Origin of the sequence: Bacillus sp. R86525, from assembly GCF_042466195.1 — a bacterium.
GTDB classification, from domain to species: domain Bacteria; phylum Bacillota; class Bacilli; order Bacillales; family Bacillaceae_G; genus Bacillus_A; species Bacillus_A nitratireducens.
In genome coordinates this window covers 2,133,364-2,154,460 of record NZ_JAXHPX010000007.1, presented here as the reverse complement: position 1 = coordinate 2,154,460, position 21,097 = coordinate 2,133,364, and the positions used below count along the sequence as shown (strand labels likewise).

Sequence of the window (21,097 nt, the reverse complement as noted above, 5' to 3'; positions counted from 1 at the left end):
ACAAAAATCCAGTTATGCTTTATACATAACTGGATTCTTCATTAATTAATAACCTTTTATTTTACAAGAAAAACATCCCTTAATTCCCTCTTCAACACTTTCCCTAAAGCGTTTTTCGGTAATTCGTCCATAAATACAACTTCTGGTATTTTATAGCTTGCTAGTTTTTCTTTACAATGCTGAATAATCTCTTCTTCTGTTAAAGACGTTTGAATGTCCTTTACAATGTAAGCTGTTGGAACCTCCCCCCAAAAGTCATTTGGAATCCCAACTACTGCAACTTCTAAAACGCCATTTATTTCATGAATTACATCTTCTACTTGATCTGGATATACGTTGTCACCACCGCGTACGATAACGTCTTTATATCTTCCCATAATATGTAGAAATCCATCATCATCTATCATACCGGCATCACCCATGTTAAACCAATTATCTTTTACTACCTTCTTTGTTGCCTCTTCATTATTCCAATATCCTTTAAACATGTAGGGGGCTTTTCACGTGAATCTCTCCAACTTCATTTGTTGTTAGCTCATCACCTGTTTCTGGATGAACAATTTTCAGCTCTACATGTTTCAAAGTTTTCCCTACAGAAGACATTTTTTCTTTTCCCATATTTGGATGCCAAGAAGTTACTACCCAACCTTCTGTACTCCCATAACCTTGCACCATATAAATGCCTTTTTCCATATATTTTTGAATGAGTGTTTCTGGCACTTTTGTACCACCACTTTGCGCTACTTTAAAGGCCGAAATGTTGCGCTCTTTTTTATCTAATTTATCAAGCATGTAACTATAAACAGCTGGGAACGCAAGCATCGTCGTAATTTTCTCTTCTTCAATCTTATCCCAAATAAGAGTAGGATTCGAATCAGCTAAAAAGACCATCGTAACGCCATGATAAATACAATTTAAAATTGAAAGCACGCCACTCATATGAAACAATGGGTGCACTGATAAAAAGCGTTCACCTGCTGGAATTTCTCTTTGCCCCGCAATTTCAGTAAAATAATGGTGTAAGTTTTTATGACCAATTACACATGCTTTTGCCTGTCCAGTCGTTCCTGAAGTAAATAAGTAAATGGCATCATCATCTTCATGAACTTCCACATTCGGCTCTGTTATTGGCTGTTCCTTTAATTTTAATTCAAATGAGCCAAATCCTTCTTTTGTCGTCTCAATTACATAAGGAATTTCTTTAACTGCATCGATCTTTAATACAACTTCACTAAATTCATCATCAATAACTAATACTTTTAATCTCGCTTCTTTTACAATCGATTCTAATTCATAAGCAGTAAGCTGATGATTAAGCGGAATAAATACCGCTCCAATTTTTAAGCTTGCCATCATAACACTTGGAAACGGATGATTATTTTTGCATAGAATTCCTATGCGATCCCCTCTTTTCACACCGATATGTAACAAATAATGCGCAAGCTGATTTACTCGTTCATTATACTGCTGAAACGAATACCTTTTCTCTCCACTGATAAGCGCTTCCAAATCTGGTGACTGCATTGCTCTTTTTTGTAATAATTTTTGCATCGTTCTCAAGTAAAACTCCCCTTTATATATGTTAGGTTTTTTATTTTATCAGATTAATTATTAATTTACTAAAGATTACACTTAGTGAATATAAAATCAATAAAAATAGCCATCTACTTAACAAGTAAATGGCTATTTCTTCTTATATATTAGTATACTGCTTATTCATCACATATCGTACATACTCAGGTGTACTTTTATTAATCTCTTCATCACTTAGTTTATATTCTGCACCATATAAATAAAATGAAGGTATAAATTTCATGTCTGTATATAAGCAAGTAGCTTGAAATGGTTTCGTCAACTCATCCATCGTAATTCCGCTATTTTCATAGTCTTTTTCTAATCCACCTATAGAAATAGCTAGACCAAATTCTTTCCCCTTCACTTTATCTCCTTTTGATCCGTACGCAAATCCATATGTTAATACATCATCGAACCATTTTTTTAATAATGGTGGTGAGCTGTACCAGTAGAGCGGGAATTGAAATATATATCGGTCGTGTTCTACTAACAGCTTTTGCTCTTCTTCAATATTAAACTCCCAATTCGGTGCCACTTTATATAATTCATGCACCGTTATTTCATCCGAATGTTTCTCAAGTTCTTCGATCCATCTTTTATTAATTTTTGATTTTTCAATATCAGGGTGTGCTACAATTACAAGTGTTCTCATCATTCCCCAGCCCCTTTTTAAATTATTCAATCCTTTACGTATTAGTATGAGTGAGTCACATATAATTGAAAAGTACGTACTTTAAAGTGCTATAGGAACCTTAAAGTACCTTTGGAGGTGTTATATGAATCAAAATGATGACTGCCCAATCGCAACGACACTCGACGTGATTGGCGGAAAATGGAAAGTTCATATTTTATGTGTTTTGGCGGATGGAAAAATGCGAACAAATGAAATAAAACGAGAAATTCCAAATATTACACAAAAAGTTCTCACACAGCAACTTCGGCAACTTGAGGCTGATGGGATTATCCATCGTACTGTATATCAAGAAGTACCACCAAAGGTTGAGTACACAATAAGCGAACATGGAAAATCTTTAATGCAAATTATGGATGAACTATTTGAATGGGGAAAAGACCATCAGATCAAAAGATTAAATGACTAAAAAAAACTACCAAATTCTTCACATACTAGTGGGAATGGCACATCACTATCAAGCTAACAAAAAGACTCTAATAAGAAAACTTTCATTTTTATAATCCATTTAAACTTTAGCTTGATAGTGATACGGCAAGACCCTAATAAAGAAATGTATTAAACAAATTAAAAACAACAACACATACGACTAATGTTAATAAGAAAATTATAGTCGCTGAATTGCTTACTTAATTTTGAAATCTAAACAGTTACCCTTTAAGCCAAGCTTAATAATATCGCTTTTGTACGATTATCTGTTACTTCATAATAAATTTCTAATCCTTTCCGAGTACCTGTAACGACTTTAGTAGCTTTTAGTTTAGATAAATGTTGACTAATTGTACTTTGAGGCATTTGTAATGTTTCATACATTGTCGTTACGTTAATAGGACCTTTTGCAAGCATTATCTTTACTAATGATAAACGGACAGGATGCGCCAACACCTTTAATACTTCAGTGATTTCTTCATACATTTCTTTCATATTTTTTCTCCCCTTTTATATAACTATTAATGATATCCATATATATAATTCGAAAGGATATACGATTTTATGTCCGTCATTTTAAAAAATATTAAGAAATCCCTTCAGATGGAAGGAATCCCTCTGTTCAATATTCTATAGATTTTTCTTTCACTCGATATTATGTGGTAGGAGCTTTCCTTACTGAGACCCTCTACCATTGTTCCCTTGCTGATTCCCATTATTTCCTTGTGATCCTCTACCGTTGTTCTCTTGCTGATTTCCATTATTCCCTTGCGATTCTCTTCCGTTGTTCCCTTGACCATTCCCATTATTCCCTTGTGATTCTCTTCCGTTGTTCCCTTGACCATTCCCATTATTCCCTTGCGATTCTCTTCCGTTGTTCCCTTGACCATTTCCATTATTCCCTTGCGATTCTCTTCCGTTGTTCCCTTGACCATTCCCATTATTCCCTTGCGATTCTCTTCCGTTGTTCCCTTGACCATTCCCATTATTCCCTTGCGATTCTCTTCCGTTGTTCCCTTGACCATTTCCATTATTCCCTTGCGATTCTCTTCCGTTGTTCCCTTGACCATTTCCATTATTCCCTTGCGATTCTCTTCCGTTGTTCCCTTGACCATTCCCATTATTCCCTTGGGACCCTCTGCCGTTGTTTCCTTGACCATTTCCATTATTTCCTTGTGACTCTCTTCCGTTGTTTCCTTGACCATTTCCATTATTTCCTTGTGACTCTCTTCCGTTGTCCTCTTGCTGGTGTCCATTATTTTCTTTTATTTGCTTCGATTGCTGTTCCTTGGATTGCTTTTGTTCTATATGCCCCTGCTTCTCGTATCTTTCTTCTTCTACAGGAGACGAATCCGATGATACATCAGGAGATGACTTTGGTTGCTCTTGATTAGACGGCGGTACAGGAGGAGTAAGCGATTTCCGCTTCTCATTCTCTTGCTTTATATAAACACCTGTGCCAATTCCTGCTTTCTTAGCATTCTCTCGTATTTGCATCGTACTGCTTTGATATTCGACTGTAATATGTTTTATCTCATACTCTTTCTTCAATTCCTGCATAGCCTTTTCCAACTGTGGTTCTAGCGACTTGTCCTTTGTAACAGCTGTTAGCATAACTTGCTTATCATTCGTTAAGTACTTATCCTCTTGACTCTGCTTTATAATAGTACGTATTACGTCTTGCAGGTGTTTATTTTCCCATCGTTTCATTTCTTTTAAAATACGCCTTCCATCATCATTACAAGCTCGCAAATCTATAACACGAAGATCCTTTGTTACGCTCACCTCTAAACTTGGATTTATATCCACTGAGACATAAGCAAATACTTTTTCTTCCGGTTGGTTGTAGAAAAACAGCAACACACATAGAAAACAAGTAACAAGTAATGATGCAGGCTTTAAGTAAGTAGGGATTGAAAAACGCGGTGCTCTTTGCTCTTGTTCATTAAACGAGATTTCCTCTCCAATCATGTAAGAGTGTACTTTTCTTTTAAACGTAATAAACTCTCCATTTGGAGTTAAAACAACTACGTTATGTTTTTTTATATCCATCACAATTCCTTTATTCATCATGCTTCTCCCCTCTTATATAATCCAGAATATATGTATAGTTGTTTGCAAAGATAATACACATCGCAATAATGTATTTTCTATGTCGCTCCAACGTTTTACGACTTACCCTAACACGTGGTTCAATATGTTTAAGGGGTAACTTTTTCTTTCGGAACAGCTCTTCCATCATTTTCTCGTCTTTTATAATAATCTTTACAATTTCTATTAAGTGCTCACGCGTATCACGATGCTTAGGAGATTCCTTAGCAAGCTCTGAAAATGTGATTTTAAACTCAGCTAGTACACTTTGAAAATGAAGAATTTCCTCCTTACGGTTACTATTTTCTATCTCTTTCATATACTCCGTAAGCGACACTTGCATTTCTAACATTTCCTCTTGCTTATCTTCTTTTAAAAAGACAAGGTTATATTTAGACTCCTTGCGTATATAGTCAATTACATCTCTTTTTATAAGAAGATCAGCAAACGCTAGAAAAGATTTTCCTTTTTTATATGAATACTGTTCAATTGCTTCGTTAAATGCAAATAATCCAATGCTATATTCATCATCCTGCTCTGTAATATATCGGCGGCAGACAGACGAGATTGATTTTCTAATAAACGGCTGATACTGTACGATAAAAGCTTCCTTATCTCCACCGTTGTTTTGTATGTTAAATACGATATCTTCTATTTTCGTTTTTTTTAAGATTTTCATTACTAAACTCAACACTAGTAATCTCCCTGCCTCCTTCTGCTTCAAATAGCAAAATGGTCACTAAACAAGTGACCATTTAACCACATTTTCTTAGTACTTTTCTTTTGGCTTGTCTACTTGCTGTTGCCCATATTTTTCGAGGCCGACTTTTTTATATGACTATTTTTTCCACTTGTACTAAAGTGAAGTCTGTATTTTGTACTACTTTCTTGTTTTCTTTTGCAATACCACTTGCTCTTTTCTATTTTAGCTGCAATCTTTGAATAACTCTTCGCTATATTTTTGGTAATTTTAGCTTTTTCTTTCATTTATTTTCTTCTACTTATATATATTCGAAGGAATAAATAATTTTATGGGGGTCAAAAAAATATTTTTTATAAAATAGTTATTGTTTCAAAAATAAAAACCATCAATTTGAAAAAAGATTGTTCAAATTGATGGTTTTATTGTTATATATATTAATTTTTCATAACTAAGGTTAATCATTTCTTTAATTTATTATCTCTATTAAACTAAAATTCCATAGTACCCCCAGAACGAAATATTGTACTAACTTGTAGCAAAACAGCTTATTTTGGAGTATTAGTTTTTCTTAGTTTGCTGGCAATGGCTCATCGCTATCAAGCTAAAACTTTATATTACCTCCAAAACGAAAAAAATGAGTTAAATTTATATAAATAACTTTTTGAAAATTGATAATTTTATTTAAGGAGTCACTGAAAAAGTCTTCATAGTTTAAACAGTAAATAAAAGTGCGAAAAGCTAGTATTTTACTAGCTTTTTTTATCAGTAAAAAGTCATATGCTTTTTATCTTCTTTATAATATTGTAAACGATCTTGTAAAGTACCAGTATGAAACTCAAACTTGTGACCATCTGGATCTGTAAAATAAATAGACCGTTTATCTCTCTCTCGTCCAGGTAAGATATTAGCATGATTTTGAATTAATATTTCTTTTAAAGAATCAAATTCATTATCTGTTACAGTAAAAGCTATATGTGTGTATGAGTGCTGAATTTCATTTCTTGGTATACTTTCTTCAACATTTAAAGCAATCCATAAACCATTTAAATCAAAATAAGCTAACTTTCTACCTGTTACTAATAATTTTGCTTGAAGTATATTTTGATAAAACTCAATGGCTTTCTCTAGATTTGAGACTGAAAAACAAATGTGATTAATACTTTGTCCCATGCTACATTCTCCTTATTAATTGATTAAGTTATATATTTCATTATAAGCAAAAAGGCATTTTTCTACTATGAGTACAGACCTATCACTATCAAGATAATAAAATAAAATCCTCTCTAAAATGTAGGAGGAGCATCGTTTGTATTTTATAAATGTAAAAAGTTTTTGACATTCATTACTTAAGTAGGTAAACTAATAATGTAAAAAGTTTTTGACAAAATTAGGGGTGATGTTTATATAAATGGAGAACGTAATTCGGATTTTACGCAAGGAGAAAAAACTGTCCCAAGATGATTTAGCTAAACTATGTCATGTTTCAAGACAAACGATTAATGCGATAGAAAATAATAAATATGATCCTACATTGGAACTTGCTTTTAGTTTGGCGAAAAATCTTGGTGTAACAGTTGATCAATTGTTTATTTATAAAAGCTAGATGAGGAGAAAAAACAAATGAAGAATGGAATTAATATCGTATTTACTAGTTTTTACATTTTGATTATGGGTTTACTCGCGCTTGAGTGGTATCAGAAGCAACAACTCTCTATCACCACGTTATTTGTAGCTACGCTCATTTTACAATCATTATTCATGAAGAGAATTTTAAAAGGTAAAAAAGAGAACGATCATTTTATCGATGAAATGTTTTTACATATCAGACAGAAAAGCTTATCAATTTGTTGTTTTATAATGTATGTATTAACTGTAGGTATTTTATTTATATCAGAAGGAACATGGAACTTTAACCATATGCATAACAAACCGTTAATCTTTTTAGTCTTTTTATACCCTACCATTTACCAAATTATCCATATATTCGTCGGAAGTCGTAATTCTTAATTTGGATGCATAAACAATAAATTTATTTGTAAAGGAAAGATTAGAATGGAAATTATTTTAATAATTATTTCAGTCGGAATATTCAGCTTATTTACACGCAACTTAGCAGGGGAAGGTGGAGGATTATCAAAGGGCGATGAACGTCAAAAAATAATATTTAAGGACGCTTCCATTACAAGTTGGCAAGTTATCCTTTTTTATGCTTTAGTACGTCTATTGGCAATCACACCATTTATAAAGCAATTATTTGTTAATGAAAAAACATCCATCCTTTTATCCAATTCTTTTTTTACAAATGGTGGAGATATCTTAGTTGTCGGTTTATTAGGATATACGATAGGGATTTTTGGTAGTTATATAAAGCGTACGCAAATTTGATAGTAGAGGTTACGCAACAGACCCATCTAGCTAACATTTTGAAGCGCCCCCAAAAAGAAAATTTGGTCTTTTCATAGGTGTATATGAGATTTTAGTCCATTTTTTCGTTTTGGGGTATTTGCTTTTCTTAGCTTGATAGCGATGGGGTGCTACCCCTAACTGTGCTTGCAGCTTTTCACGCTCTAATTTCGATTTATCAATACGAGTTTCAATTTTGGAAATCACATCATCCCCCCTCTATATAATCGAAAAAAACCCGTTATAACTCCTCCTTATGGTAATTCCTTTGTAAACCTTTTTATTTAAATGTATAATTGTATTAAAAGCCTAAAATTTCAGAATCGGAGGGCAGCGTCATGAAAAGTTTTGGCACGTTAGTAATCTCTACCGTCATTTCAGCAGGCTTAGTATATTATAATATTGATTCCTTTTATAATAAATTTACATCCGGGAATACATATTACTGGGTGAACGGTATCCTAGCTGCTGGATTCCTTATATCCTTAATTATCAACATAAAAGATATCATCAAGAAAAACTACACAACTTCTGAATCGAATTAAGGAGCCTATTATGGTTCCTTTTTCTATGCAAAATAAAAAAGCAGCTATTAAGCTACTTTGAATTCTTCTTATCCCCAAATGAAATGATATATATATTCTCCCGTTACACGTTCATTAATTCCAGCAATCCTAGCGAATCTCATTAAGTCCGCCCCTTGAAGAAAATACACCGAAATCGTAACTGGTACTTGTGACCACATGAATTGATAAAGCTCATTCACTCTCTGATTCGTCGAAACGATTAAATCATTTACTGGTCCATGATTCCATGAAGAGGTTTGAACTGAAGTGAACGGAAGGTCTTTCCCATTAACCACTATTCTTGCCACACTTTGAGTTATGTCCACAGCAATCACCCCCACCATTACAAAATTCAAGCCTGTTTCTATATTCATATTCTTGATTAATAATAAATGTTTAAGGCAAACCCCTATTTTCATTTCTACTCAAAAACAATTTAAATGATTCTTCTTTATTTCTCAATATAAGGAGCCTTGGATTTTCATTAAAACTCCTGTAGTATATGAACAAAGAGTAAGGTAAGAGTTACTCTTTGCCATTTTCGGAGAGGTTCTGTTGGAGACAACAGGACCTTTTTTCGTAAAGAGATGGTTTTGTTTAATTTCTCACCACTAACCACAAAAAATATCTTATAATCGTTATATACTAAATTAAAATAATGGATTAGGAGTAGATCAAATGCCAGTTACACTAGAACTTATTCTTTTCATTCTTCTAGCAATTAGCGCTATTGGCTATTTAGTAAAAGAATTTCAAAAAACTAGGAAAAGAACACTTGGAATTTCACTAGAATTCTTGGTTCTTTTCTGGTCAATATGGAGAATATCGACTATCATAATCTGATTTGTAAAACATGAATTCCTTCGAATAAAAATCAATATTATGTCCATAATGTTGATAGGCTGTATGCCAAAATCTATTTAGTTTTCTCTGTATCTCCTTGTATTGAGCAGTTAGTTTTTGCTAGCTGCTCTTTTATTTATGAAAAAAGATAAAATTTTTTATAATGATTCTTCTTTATTTCTCAATATAAGGAGTCCTGGATTTTCGTTAACAATCTTATAGTATATAAACAAAGAGTAAGGTAAGAGTTACTCTTTGCCATTTTAGGAAAGGTTCTGTTGGAAACAGCGGAACCTTTTTTCGTGATTTAAAGGCACTAAGACAAAATGAAATATTTACCATGAAGGTAATTGTTAAATATTTTACGCTTATACAGTATAATGGGATAGTTATTGTGTATTGGCATTAAGAGGAGCGTCCTGATTAAGCGCTTCTCTTTTTTTATAAAATAGCTCCAAATTACTTGGACACATTTACCAGTTTATTCAACACAAATATCATGTTAAAATCCCTTGTGAATACGACATAACTCAACTTGGTGAAGCCCTGTAATATTTCCTATAGGGCTTCTTTTTTACAAGCAGTTATTTCATTACGCTGACTATCTTGTTGTGCAAAATAACGATTTTGTTCACTTTTTTGATACATTTATAAAACATTCATATGTTATCTTCAGTAAGTTCTATTTCCTTTATAATATTGTATGAAGTATACCAACGAACGAAGCCTAAAAAACTCTAATGAAGTGATGAAAAAAACCTAATTTCTCTACAAAACATTGAGAAATTAGGCTTTTTAATAGAAAAAGTAGCATCTATAAACAATGAATACAATTTAACTCTTCAATTCTATTTTCACAGATTCATATATTCTTCTAAAGTCAGTTTTTCCTTATATATATTTCCAGCAATATCTCCTACATAGCGAATATGCCAAGGTTCATATGCATAACCCGTAATACTTTCCTTCCCCTTAGGATAACGAATGATAAACCCTGCACGATGCGCGTTTTCTTTCAGCCATTTTCCTTCCTTCGTATTCGCAAAGGATAGCTCTAGTTCATTGTTCGCACTTTTAGAAGAAACATCCATCGTTAACCCTGTTTGATGTTCGCTATGCCCTGGCTTTGCAGAGAAGCGATCCGTATGCTCTTGCCCTTTCTTTTTAACATTATTGGCATACAGACCTTTTTGATACTCATAGGAACGAAATCCTGAAACAGCATTCAACTGGATCCCATCTTGCTTAGCTAAAAGGAATAGTTTTTCTAACGCTCCCGCTGCTTCTTTACGAAGATGACTCTTTTCTACCGTTCCACTAAATGAGAACGGTACATTTGGTACAACTAAATCCTCTGGCATATAGTCTTCGGGTAAACCATATTCCTTATTTACTACAGCCTGTATACTAGCAAAGGAACTTGCTATCTTATTTGAAGTCCCATTTTGCTTACTATTTTTTTCTTTATTTATGGGGTTTTCACTAGTTTCATGGTTTGTCTTATATGGTTCTTTACCAATAGATATATTGGTGTAAATGATAAAGATACCTAGCATTACTACTATACAAGTTAAGGTTCCTACTAATTTAAGTCTCATCATTCATTTCCTTCCTGCAACTCCTACTGTTACTCATTCATCATACTTCAACCATATCAAATCCATATTAATTCCTTGTGAACTTTTCTTCATAACGTATTCCTTAATAGATTGATAGTATATCTTCCCTTTCTTTTGGCACCCTTAAAATATCAGCTCTATTCATACATGTAGAAAAACAATCTAAAAATTTGTATAATAAGATAAGAAGTGCAACATTCTATTATAGAAAGGTCTTGGTATAATGCTAGGTATTGATGTAAAAAAAAACAAGGAAGAATTAATTATTTCATGGCAATTAGCGAAGATTACAATTCCACTTCATGATGTAATTGAGGTTACAGAAGATACTACCTATGCTGGCGTTGAAGATCCTAGTGCAATTCGTATTGGAACAGCATATGGGACAACGGACCGCATTTTAATCAAAACAGTAAAACAAAATTATGTATTATTTACTACGAATAAAGTATCTATTTTAAACGCAATTCACGCGTAACAATGAGTAGATAAACGCACTTAAACAAAGTTCAAGTGAAATATGAAAGTGCAAAGTCATAAAATTGACTTCGCACCTTTTTTAAAACAATCTATATGAATGAAAATTCCCTTTAACATTTCAGTAAGGCCAAAGCCACTTCTGTCACACCATACTACTTTGTGTCCCATTTATCTAAATTGAAGAGATAACGCTCTCTTTTTTTGATAAAATTATCTCTATAATGATAGCAGGAAAGGATTTGTTGCTTTATCACGGCAGAAAAAACACAGTTTGTAAAAAAAGAGCATTATATCCCCCAGTTCTCTATGAGACCTTTTGAAATAGCTAAGGGATTTTGTCTCACAGTGAATTTAGAAGCTGACACTTTGGAAGCTAAGGAAAAGAAAACAGGGAATTATTACAACAACTCAAAAATAAGCAAATAGATTAAAATACTGTAAATAGGACTAAATTATTAACATAAAAAATAAGCACATCTTGTAAAAAAACAGATGTGCTTATTTTTTAATTTTTATGCATTTTTACGTTTTAGGAAAATCACTCCACCAACAATTAACAATAATGCACCTGCAGCCATAGAGATCCAACTTGTAAGGTCAGCGCCTGTTTGCGGTAACCATCCAATTTTAGATTGAATTTCTTTCTTAGGTTGTGGTTGCTCTGAAGTTGGAGTATTTTTATCTTGATGCGGCTGTTCTGGTTTTGGTTGTTCCGGTTTTACTTCTTTAAATTTCACCGTTTGACCCTTATCTTCGATGTCAACGTGAATAGCAACCAAGACATTATCTTGATACAATTCTTCAAACACTACCACTTCTTTACCTTGTAATGCAGATGCATTAAATGTGAAATCTAATGTGATAAAACCATTTTTTTCTTTTGCAGTAAACTTAGATTCGACTGTTACTTCTTTATCATCAACTAATAATGATTTTTTTGTTGCTTTATCCATTAGTTTGCCTTTTACAACGTACTCTTTACCCACGATTAAATCTTTGTATTCCACTTTATCTTGGATTGTTACAGATTTAGAAGCGTCTAACTCTTTAGAACCATCAGCTTTGTTTGTAGCTGTCGTTTTAATAGAAGGCTCTACAAATCGAACTGTTTGACCTATATCGTTAATGTCAGTGTGAGTTGCAATTACTTGACCTTCATGCAATAAGTCTTCAAACACAACTACTTCTCTTCCTTGCTGTTCAGCACCAACGAAAGTAAAGTCTAATGTTACAAAACCATTTTTTTCTTTTGCAATGAACTTAGTCTCTGATGTTATTTCTTTACCATCAATTAATAATGGTTTGTTAATAGCTTTGTTCATTAATTTACCTTTTACAGTGTACTCTTTACCAACAACTAAGTTAGTATACTCTACTTTATCTTGAATAGTGATAGAATCCTTTGAATGAATCTCTTTTCCACCATCAGCTTTGTTTGTAGCAGTTGTTTTTACTGATGGCTTAACGAACTTAACTGTTTGACCTTTATCATTGATATCAGTATGTGTAGTAACAACTTTACCGTCTTTCAGTAACTCTTCGAATACTACTACTTCTTTTTCTTCTAAACCAGTTGCATCAAAAGTGAAATCTAGTGTAATAGAACCGTTTGCTTCTTTTGGTGTAAACTTAGTTTCAGCAGTTACTTCGTTACCATTTACAACTAATGGTTTATTAGTCTCTTTATCCATTAATTTACCTTTTAAAGTGTACTCTTTACCTACTTGTAGGTCTTTGTATTCCACTTTATCTTGGATTGTTACAGACTTAGAAGTGTGCATTTCTTTTGTACCATCGGTTTTATCAGTAGCTGTTGTTTTTACTGATGGAATCTTTTCATCTTTGACAATATGTTTAATGATTTGACCATTCTCTTTGATCTCAAAAGAGAATATTTCTTCATTCAATACATAACCTTTTGGTGCAACAGTTTCTTTATATGTGTATTTTCCAAATGGTAACTTTTCAAACTTCGCGATACCTTTATCGTCTGTTTTCCCTTTAACTACTTCTTTTCCTGCTTCATTATAAATAGTAAACTCTGCATTCGGAAGCTTATTGTTTCCATCAGCTACATCAACTTTTGTAATTTCTAGATCACCTTTGATAAGATGATTAACTGCTAATAGCTCAATAATTTTTCCGTGTTCCTTTATTTCGAACACAATTGGTTCTGTAATAAGAACGTAACCATTTGGAGAAGCCTTTTCTACAAATGAATATTTACCATACGCTAAATCTTTGACGTTAACTTCACCATTTTTATCTGTCTTATATTCCCCAATTACTTTCCCGCTTGCATCTTTTAGCTCGAATACTGCACCTTCTAATTTTTTACTGATATCTTCATTATCTACTTTTAGTAATTTCACACTACCTTTCACTTCTGTATTTTCCACTGTAAAAGTAAGTGTTTTATTGTGCTCTTTAATTTCAAAAGGATACTTTGTGTTATTTCCAATATATCCATTAGGTGTTTTTGTCTCTAAGAAATAATATTTACCATACGTAAGACCATCAACATTTGCAATTCCATTTTCTTTTGTTACTACTTTTTTCACTTCTTTTCCATCTTCAGTAAAGACCGTGAATTCAACATTAGGTAACATCTTACCTGAATCACTAAGTTTTTTTATTTCGATGTTACCTTTTACTTTGTTGTTTACTACTTGAACAGCTCCTATTTCCCCTGTCTTAACTTCAATAGTTTGTGGTTTATCACCTGAAACATAACCTGTTGGTGCTTTAATTTCTTTTACTGTGTAGGTACCAATTGGTAGGTTATTTAATTCTGCAGTACCATCAGCACCCGTCGTGATTTTTCCAACTGATTCATTATTTGCATTAAAGACTTCAAATACTGCACCAGCTAATATTTCTCCATTTTCCCCAACCTTTTTAATTTTTAAAGAACCAGCAGCTTCCCAATTTACTGCAAGGTCACTACTAAGCTTTTCCTCATTTCTTTCTAGTAGCACTGTAGCATTCTGAACAGTATCAGTACCGCGATAAGCAATTGCTTGAACTTTAGTTACATTTGCAGCAACACTTAGATTAAATTCACCCGTTTTTGTATCTTTAGGAATTTGGATACGGAATTTTTCCCCAAGTGAAAGCTGATCTTTCACTTCTCCATTTTCACTAACAATTTTAACTCCATTAGGTGCATTTTTCGCTACTACTTTATAAGAACCACTCTTAGCATTTGTTTGTACTGTGTATAGGTTTGTTTCAAAAAACTCACCCTTTAATTCTGCCTTTTGCTTTTCAGCAGGAATCACATTCATAAAAATATCTTGAGTATCTTCACTTGTATTTGCAGCATTAATAATTGTCTTAGCCGCTTTTTCAACATTTTTATTTTCATGCTTTAATTCATTTACATCAAGTTGACCTAATGCATTCCAAACCGCAAGCTGTGTTGCATAATGTGCTTCATTCTTATTAGCTACTCCCAGTTGTTCTATACTTTTTTGTGGGAAACCATTTAATAGAACCCTATATACTACATTATCTGTTTTCCCCATTTCAGGAAGATCTTCACCATTTGGTGATTTTAAGCCAAGAGTTAAACAATAAGCAATTTGACCGCTTGAATTTTTAATAATTTCAGTTCGAATGTACTTACCTAAACTGTTGCTATAACTCCAGTTCATTGAATACTTTTCATGCGTCATAACCTCCGCATTTGCCTTCGGTAGAAACACATTAAAGAATAATGCTAGTACTGATAATAATGCAAAAACTCTTTTAACAACTCTTCTCCCCAATTTTAAAACCTCCCTAGATAAAATAAATCCGATGTATTATTCAAATATTTAAAATAATCACAACGAAGATATTTCATATTATAAGACATAAAGTTACAAATATTATATTATTTTTACAAATTATTCATTTTCTCAACATCCACTATAAATTATAATATTAAAACATTCCATTTCACAAAAGTAACAATATTAGGATACCTTAACAAAATAAGAAACTTGGTAAAATACTAGAATAACGGTAGTTGGAGTACGGAAACGATTCTTGGCATGAAGGACCACTACAAAGATATTTTAATATGTAAACAAATATTTTCAGATTGAATATATGTATTAATAATGAAATTTTATTGCATTTACACCTGCAATGTTTATATAAAAGATAGTAAATTATGTTTTTATAGGATTTTTTCTATTAGTTTACTGGAAATTTGCATTATTATGTGACAATAACTATCATTGTATTTAATATAAAAAAAGGGGGTACGCAGATAATTATTAGAAATTTCAATCAATTAATTATACTAAAATTAGTATTAAGAATATTAGTAAAAAAGTAACAACGTTATTACAAAGTTCGAATATTGGTCTAAGTACCCTAGCATCTCAATGGTAACCTCTTGAATACTTTTACGTTTTTAAATAAATTAAAATAACAAAAAAATAATAATTTTTAATTTTTTCTTTGTAATTTAATAAGTTGCATGTTAATATAGCGAAGGTTATAAAATGGATTTCGCCATACACAATGTTTTTTCGGAATATTCACTCCAGAGAAACGTAACTATTTCAGTAATTTGCTTCATCTTTTACCTATACAAGGGCTACTTCAATTTTTTTGTTCATAAGTAAAAGTAACTTTTTATTCTATCTTCCTCATCGATTTTAATATAAATGGTAAAAAAGCACTTTTTCAAGTGCCCTTCCTTTTCTTTTTTCAAGATAGAAAATCTAATAAAATTAAACACATACATAATCCTACTTACAAACTCTCAGAGAGGTATAAACTATGGGAATTCCTACACTATTATTAAATACATTTATTATTATTATTTGTATCCTTAGTTACCAAGTATTTTGGCTAGAACATAAAGAAAAAATGGCATGTAATAATATATTAATTTCTGTACTTTCCTCCATTGCAATTATTTTTTGTATGACTTTTCCTTTTCATTTACACGCTGGGTTCATTTATGATTTACGTTTTATTCCCATTATATTAGTTTTTCTATATGGAAATACAAAGAGCATTATTTGTATTGGAGTTTTATATCTTTCTTATAGATTTTACTTAGGTGGAAGCGGAGTCTTCCCATCATTTATTATCTTTACTATTATTTCTGTTATTACAATCATGTTTCGTTACTTGTCACCTACTTATTTCAAGGAAAAGAAGATATTATTAAGTATTCTACTTATTTTGATATGTACAACTTCCCTTTCTATCTGCGGTATTGTAACGCAAATAAATACAGGTGGTAAAATTGACTCTACTCTCATTGAATTTTTATTCAATTATATAATCATAAATATTTTCACAGTATTATTATCAGTTTATTTAATAGAAGGAATGATCGAGAAATATAAAATAAAAGAAAGAATGCAAAGAGCAGAAAAATTTTATATAGCTAGCGAACTAGCTGCATCGATCGCGCATGAAATTCATAATCCACTGACCACGGTACGTGGATTCACTCAATTACTAAATGAAGATGAGAGTGCTAAGATGTCTCAAGATAAGTACTTAGAAATTATGTTACTTGAAATGCAGCAAATACAATCTACTATTAATAACTATTTATCTTTAACCAAACCACAAAACATTATAAAAGAGGAAGTAGATATTAATTACATATTAAATCAAGTGAAAGATAATATTTCACCACTCGCTCTTTCATATAATGTTGAAATAAAACAGCATATTACAACAGATTCCCTTTACATAAATGCTAATACTGAAAAATTAAAAATATGTCTAACCAACATCATACAAAATGGAATTGAGGCTATGAAAAATGGTGGCGTATTACAAATAAATATACAAAAAATAAAAGATAATATTGTAATTGATATTATTGATACAGGAATAGGAATGTCTTCCCAACAAATAAAACGTATTGCCTTGCCATTTTATTCAACAACAGAAAAAGGTACTGGGCTTGGTACTATGATTGCGTACAGTATTATTAAAGAATTAAACGGAGATATAGAGATAGAAAGTGAACTAGGAAAAGGAACACACTTTTCTATCACTATCCCCTGCTAATATAATAGAAGATTTATTTAAATGATATTATTTTGTAGCTAATATAACCATATAAAAAGAAGACGTAACTATTCGTCCTCTTTTTATATGGTTCTGGTGCAAAAATGTTAGTTAGAAACATAGAGTAGCAATTTCACAATTTATTCACAAGTACCGTTAAGCGCAAGTTTACGTTAAGTATGCTATTTGCATAATAATGTTTTCAAGAAAAAAGTAGCTGTACTTTTGTACAGCTACTTTTTTATGTAATAAATCAGTAATAGATATTCGAGCTGCAATAAATGCCCCTTTTATACTTTGAAATGTAATTTACAAACTACAATTTGACATAATTCTAATAGTATGGGATGTATATTTCTCCATAAAAGCAACTTATTTTCATCTAATTAGGCACAGAAACGCTTTGCAAAATCTTACTACTTTTTAGGAAAAACGTTTTTAGGGTACATTTTAAAATAGCTCTTTTTCTTTGAAATGTTTCTGTGCTTAATATTTAAAATATCTTATGTCAAAATTTTCCGCAACTAATATGTTAAATGATTCATAATTATATATAATATGGAATATTAAAGTTAAATATTCCGTATTATACTCTATTAAATATAGCGTATTTAATTTATTAGTAATTAATTTATTAGTCTAAGTATGAATTATAAAAAGAGTCCCTTCTTCTGTTGTTTTTTGTGATTTATATTAGAAACATTGTCTAGCTTGGAACGACTTTCAAATGTTTTCCATGCTTGTTCTATATCAATTTTGATTTCTTGTGGTGAACTTGCAGATTCTTCATCTAGCATTACGTTTTCCCATTGATTTAATTTACTAATTTCTACTAATAAATCTTGGCATGCTTCACATGTATCTAGGTGCTTTGTGAATTCCTTTCTTATATCATGAGAAAGTTCTCCATCAATATATGTTTGAATAAATCCGATATCATAACATTTCATTTGTTATGCCTCCTCCATTTGTTTATAAATCTTGCGAAATTTCATTTTGGCTCGGACCAATAATGTTCCAATAGAAGATATTTCAATTTGAAGTATTTCTGCAATTTCTTTATATTGAAAACCAGAGAATTTCATTAGTAAAAGGGTTCGTTCTCGATCATTCATTTTATTTAGTATCGTTTGTACCTTTGTAATTTCTTCTTTTCTTATCCAATCATCGTCTAATGATGAAACATTTTGTACTTCATGGTATTGTATTTCTTTATCAATCTTCGCTTGTTGCCTTTTTTCAGATCGCAAATGGTTATAAGCTACATAAGTAGAAGATTTAATCAACCATCCAGGTATGTTTTCAATTACTTTCCAGTCGCTACGATATAATTGTAAAAACACTTCTTGTGCTAACTCTTCAGCGATAGATTGATCTTTAACAATCCATATAATCTGTTTCACAGCATAAGCATAGTACTGCTTAAATAAATCTTCAAAAGGCATATCAGAAGCATGACTTTCTTCATTTTCTATGGTTAACATGTTAGTTTAAACCTCACTTTCAATTTGATGCCTGTATTATAGAGAAACCAGAAAAACGGATTTTGTGACAGTTTTTCTGGTTATTTTTTTATTATGTACTAAAAAAAGCATTCATCTGATTAAAAGATAAATGCAAAAAGGGAAATGAAAACATAAAACTATAACTCTTTCAGTAGTTTTCTATTAATGGGGTACCGCCACATCGCTATCAAGCTAATAAAAAGAAATGCCCCCTAGAATGAAAAAAACGCCATCCTTTTCTATGATTCTACAGAAAGAATAACGTATTTTTTCATTTTAGGGGAATAATTAATCTCTTAAGTTGATGAGCATGCAGCAAGCCCCTTTAAAGGTAATATTGTGGTACCAGGCTGCCCTCTATACTGAAAAGGTAATATCACAACTCAAACTGCTATATTTATTTCCTGTCGAATACACTCTTTTTTATTAGCACGTTTCCATAAATATATGGTGTAGAAGAATAAAATTGCAATAATAATATATGCAAAAAGTGACGAGGCTTGAACATTCCCCATAAAATTAAAGAAATTATTAAAAGTGTGGAAAGTAATGGGGATAATAATTGATTGCTTATTTACGATAAGTAAGGACAGAACAAGTCCAACTAAAAATGCATATATGATTTGTAAAATGGTATCTTCAATAGACTGCCCACCAATTAGTTGTAATAAATGGGTGATACCAAACAAAAAACTTGAAATCAAAACTGATTTTTTTATCCCCTTTGAAAACAACATTTTGAGCATAAATCCACGAAAAAAGATTTCCTCAATAAATGCAACAACAAAAAATTGCATGATAAACATAAAAAATAAGTCAGATACCGATGTTGTGTTTAATCCTTTATTACCAAGTAGTATTACTAATAGAACAAGCACTAATGGGGAATTTAATAAAATGGTATTCTTCATTGAATTATTTAACTTAATATCAAAGAAATAGAATTTCCACTTGTTCTTTATTGTTAAATATATTAAAATTCCCACTGCTAAAGGAACAAGTCCAATAAATTGTAATACTGGACTGGATGGCTTAGTAATAATTTGATAGGCCCCGTTAAGCGTGTAAAAAATCATTAATAAAAATTCTAACCCAATGATTTTTAAAACAATATTCTGATTTACCTTCATCTAGAATCCTCCCCTATTTATCGATTTGAGCATTTTTCTTTTGGATTACTGCACTGTTACTATTTATAGATTAATAGTAACTTATTAATTCATCAAATAATTTACTGATTTTTCGAAAAATATAGCATAAAACACTTTATTGTCCTCATGATAAGGTAAACAAATACCTCAAACGAGAAAATTGATCTCTTCAAATTGAAAATATATAAAATTCCTTTTTGGGGGTTTTATATATTTTTTTAGTTGATGGCGATGTGGGGAGACCCCATAAAGAAAAGACACCCATATAAGAGTGTCTTTTCCAATAGTTTTTTAGCAGAAGCAACTGCATCCGATAATGATTAATAAAATAAATAATACAACAAGTAAAGCAAATCCTCCAGCAAAACCGCAGCCTTCGCCGCAACTACCACCATATCCCATAATAATATTTCCTCCTTTAGATAAGAGGGTGAAACTAGGGTTCATACCATGTATTTTAACGGGTTCACTTTACCTTATGTTTTTACGCCTGAATTGAGCAGGTCCTAAAAAAAGACACCATAAGGCGTCCCCCACAATTGGGTAGATAAGGTTTAGTTTTCCAATTTAAAGAAATTATGTATCACACCTTGAGAGTATATCATAATATCTGTTAAATTTAATATTCTATGCATTATTACATAAAAAAAAGACACCCTAAGGTGCCGGTGCCTTCCTCCGACTTGAACCACTTTAATTTAATAATATGTATTGGACATTAAGTAAACACGTCCTATAAAACAGAATCATTTATTTTCAACAGATTGTTAGTGTACAAATACAAGAGAATCGAGATCGTTTGTTTGGCTAGATTAAAGCAACGCCACACCTATATGGTTGAGATGTGTTACGCCTTCTAATCGGAGAATCAGCTTTATAGAACGTGTCCACAATTTATATTTTACTACATGTAATATTTATTTTATGTAATTTTTACAAATATGTATAATTACATAAAATTTACGAGAAAAAGAGAGTATACTTTGATATTGTGTAATAAAGATAAGG

The 21,097-nt window shown here is 31.6% G+C and carries 20 protein-coding genes and 2 pseudogenes; 7 read left to right on the top strand and 15 right to left on the bottom strand.

What is annotated here, in order from left to right:
* Positions 1-56: 56 nt before the first annotated feature.
* Positions 57-1,560 (bottom strand): annotated as a pseudogene (locus SJY24_RS13650) (class I adenylate-forming enzyme family protein).
* Positions 1,561-1,693: 133 nt separating this feature from the next.
* Positions 1,694-2,227: an NAD(P)H-dependent oxidoreductase gene (locus tag SJY24_RS13645; RefSeq protein ID WP_377867249.1), complete on the bottom strand. Its 534-nt coding sequence runs from the start codon at positions 2,225-2,227 to the stop codon at positions 1,694-1,696.
* A gap of 124 nt (positions 2,228-2,351) precedes the next feature.
* Here SJY24_RS13645 and SJY24_RS13640 point away from each other — a divergent pair, with 124 nt between their 5' ends.
* A complete protein-coding gene (locus tag SJY24_RS13640) occupies positions 2,352-2,675 on the top strand; it encodes a winged helix-turn-helix transcriptional regulator (RefSeq protein WP_001072959.1) in 324 nt (107 codons plus the stop codon).
* 248 nt (positions 2,676-2,923) lie between these two features.
* Here the strand turns inward: SJY24_RS13640 and SJY24_RS13635 are convergent, their stop codons facing one another.
* The 5 genes from SJY24_RS13635 to fosB form a co-directional block, all read right to left on the bottom strand.
* Positions 2,924-3,190: an ArsR/SmtB family transcription factor gene (locus SJY24_RS13635; RefSeq protein ID WP_000661861.1), complete on the bottom strand. Its 267-nt coding sequence runs from the start codon at positions 3,188-3,190 to the stop codon at positions 2,924-2,926.
* Between the two features lie 180 nt (positions 3,191-3,370).
* Positions 3,371-4,765, bottom strand: a complete 1,395-nt coding sequence (locus SJY24_RS13630; protein WP_377864986.1) for an anti-sigma factor domain-containing protein — start codon at positions 4,763-4,765, stop codon at positions 3,371-3,373.
* Positions 4,758-5,480 (bottom strand): RNA polymerase sigma factor SigI, encoded by a 723-nt coding sequence (gene sigI / locus SJY24_RS13625; RefSeq protein WP_377864985.1) that lies wholly within the window; start codon positions 5,478-5,480, stop codon positions 4,758-4,760. The genes SJY24_RS13630 and sigI overlap by 8 nt, the downstream gene beginning before the upstream one ends.
* A 98-nt stretch (positions 5,481-5,578) precedes the next feature.
* Positions 5,579-5,773, bottom strand: coding sequence for a hypothetical protein (locus SJY24_RS13620; protein WP_377864984.1), 195 nt, complete (start codon positions 5,771-5,773; stop codon positions 5,579-5,581).
* A gap of 478 nt (positions 5,774-6,251) precedes the next feature.
* Positions 6,252-6,659 carry a metallothiol transferase FosB gene (gene fosB / locus SJY24_RS13615; protein WP_377864983.1) on the bottom strand — a complete coding sequence of 136 codons (408 nt, stop codon included), beginning with the start codon at positions 6,657-6,659 and terminating at the stop codon, positions 6,252-6,254.
* A 238-nt stretch (positions 6,660-6,897) separates the two neighbouring features.
* On the opposite strand from fosB, the gene SJY24_RS13610 reads away from it, so the two are divergent.
* The 3 genes from SJY24_RS13610 to SJY24_RS13600 are packed head-to-tail and all read left to right on the top strand — an operon-like array spanning position 6,898 to position 7,874.
* A complete protein-coding gene (locus SJY24_RS13610; RefSeq protein ID WP_033700006.1) occupies positions 6,898-7,092 on the top strand; it encodes a helix-turn-helix transcriptional regulator in 195 nt (64 codons plus the stop codon).
* A gap of 17 nt (positions 7,093-7,109) precedes the next feature.
* Positions 7,110-7,496: a hypothetical protein gene (locus tag SJY24_RS13605; protein ID WP_377864982.1), complete on the top strand. Its 387-nt coding sequence runs from the start codon at positions 7,110-7,112 to the stop codon at positions 7,494-7,496.
* A 45-nt stretch (positions 7,497-7,541) separates the two neighbouring features.
* Positions 7,542-7,874 (top strand): hypothetical protein, encoded by a 333-nt coding sequence (locus SJY24_RS13600; RefSeq protein WP_377864981.1) that lies wholly within the window; start codon positions 7,542-7,544, stop codon positions 7,872-7,874.
* A gap of 30 nt (positions 7,875-7,904) precedes the next feature.
* On the opposite strand, the gene SJY24_RS13595 is transcribed toward SJY24_RS13600, so the two are convergent.
* Positions 7,905-8,099 carry a hypothetical protein gene (locus SJY24_RS13595; protein ID WP_377864980.1) on the bottom strand — a complete coding sequence of 65 codons (195 nt, stop codon included), beginning with the start codon at positions 8,097-8,099 and terminating at the stop codon, positions 7,905-7,907.
* A 131-nt stretch (positions 8,100-8,230) separates the two neighbouring features.
* On the opposite strand from SJY24_RS13595, the gene SJY24_RS13590 reads away from it, so the two are divergent.
* Positions 8,231-8,437, top strand: a complete 207-nt coding sequence (locus tag SJY24_RS13590; protein ID WP_000834521.1) for a hypothetical protein — start codon at positions 8,231-8,233, stop codon at positions 8,435-8,437.
* A gap of 68 nt (positions 8,438-8,505) precedes the next feature.
* On the opposite strand, the gene SJY24_RS13585 is transcribed toward SJY24_RS13590, so the two are convergent.
* Positions 8,506-8,784 (bottom strand): hypothetical protein, encoded by a 279-nt coding sequence (locus SJY24_RS13585; protein WP_257205913.1) that lies wholly within the window; start codon positions 8,782-8,784, stop codon positions 8,506-8,508.
* Positions 8,785-10,155: 1,371 nt separating this feature from the next.
* The gene (locus tag SJY24_RS13580; protein ID WP_377867248.1) at positions 10,156-10,899 is read right to left on the bottom strand and encodes a M15 family metallopeptidase; all 744 of its coding nucleotides are present in this window, start codon (positions 10,897-10,899) and stop codon (positions 10,156-10,158) included.
* Between the two features lie 244 nt (positions 10,900-11,143).
* Here SJY24_RS13580 and SJY24_RS13575 point away from each other — a divergent pair, with 244 nt between their 5' ends.
* Positions 11,144-11,398: a SunI/YnzG family protein gene (locus SJY24_RS13575; protein ID WP_377864979.1), complete on the top strand. Its 255-nt coding sequence runs from the start codon at positions 11,144-11,146 to the stop codon at positions 11,396-11,398.
* Positions 11,399-11,912: 514 nt separating this feature from the next.
* Here the strand turns inward: SJY24_RS13575 and SJY24_RS13570 are convergent.
* A complete protein-coding gene (locus SJY24_RS13570; protein WP_377864978.1) occupies positions 11,913-15,170 on the bottom strand; it encodes a VaFE repeat-containing surface-anchored protein in 3,258 nt (1,085 codons plus the stop codon).
* A gap of 1,006 nt (positions 15,171-16,176) precedes the next feature.
* Between SJY24_RS13570 and SJY24_RS13565 the strand changes: the two genes are divergently transcribed.
* A complete protein-coding gene (locus SJY24_RS13565; protein WP_377864977.1) occupies positions 16,177-17,433 on the top strand; it encodes an ATP-binding protein in 1,257 nt (418 codons plus the stop codon).
* A 656-nt stretch (positions 17,434-18,089) separates the two neighbouring features.
* Here the strand turns inward: SJY24_RS13565 and SJY24_RS13560 are convergent.
* From SJY24_RS13560 to SJY24_RS13545, 4 genes and pseudogenes are all read right to left on the bottom strand, one after another.
* Positions 18,090-18,383, bottom strand: a pseudogene (locus SJY24_RS13560) (anti-sigma factor family protein); the annotation flags it as partial.
* Between the two features lie 3 nt (positions 18,384-18,386).
* On the bottom strand, positions 18,387-18,917 hold the full coding sequence (locus tag SJY24_RS13555) for an RNA polymerase sigma factor SigX (protein WP_002016748.1): 531 nt from the start codon (positions 18,915-18,917) through the stop codon (positions 18,387-18,389).
* A 404-nt stretch (positions 18,918-19,321) separates the two neighbouring features.
* Positions 19,322-20,068, bottom strand: coding sequence for a CPBP family intramembrane glutamic endopeptidase (locus tag SJY24_RS13550; RefSeq protein WP_377864976.1), 747 nt, complete (start codon positions 20,066-20,068; stop codon positions 19,322-19,324).
* Positions 20,069-20,380: 312 nt separating this feature from the next.
* A complete protein-coding gene (locus SJY24_RS13545) occupies positions 20,381-20,491 on the bottom strand; it encodes a YjcZ family sporulation protein (RefSeq protein WP_000540371.1) in 111 nt (36 codons plus the stop codon).
* Between the last annotated feature and the right edge of the window lie 606 nt (positions 20,492-21,097).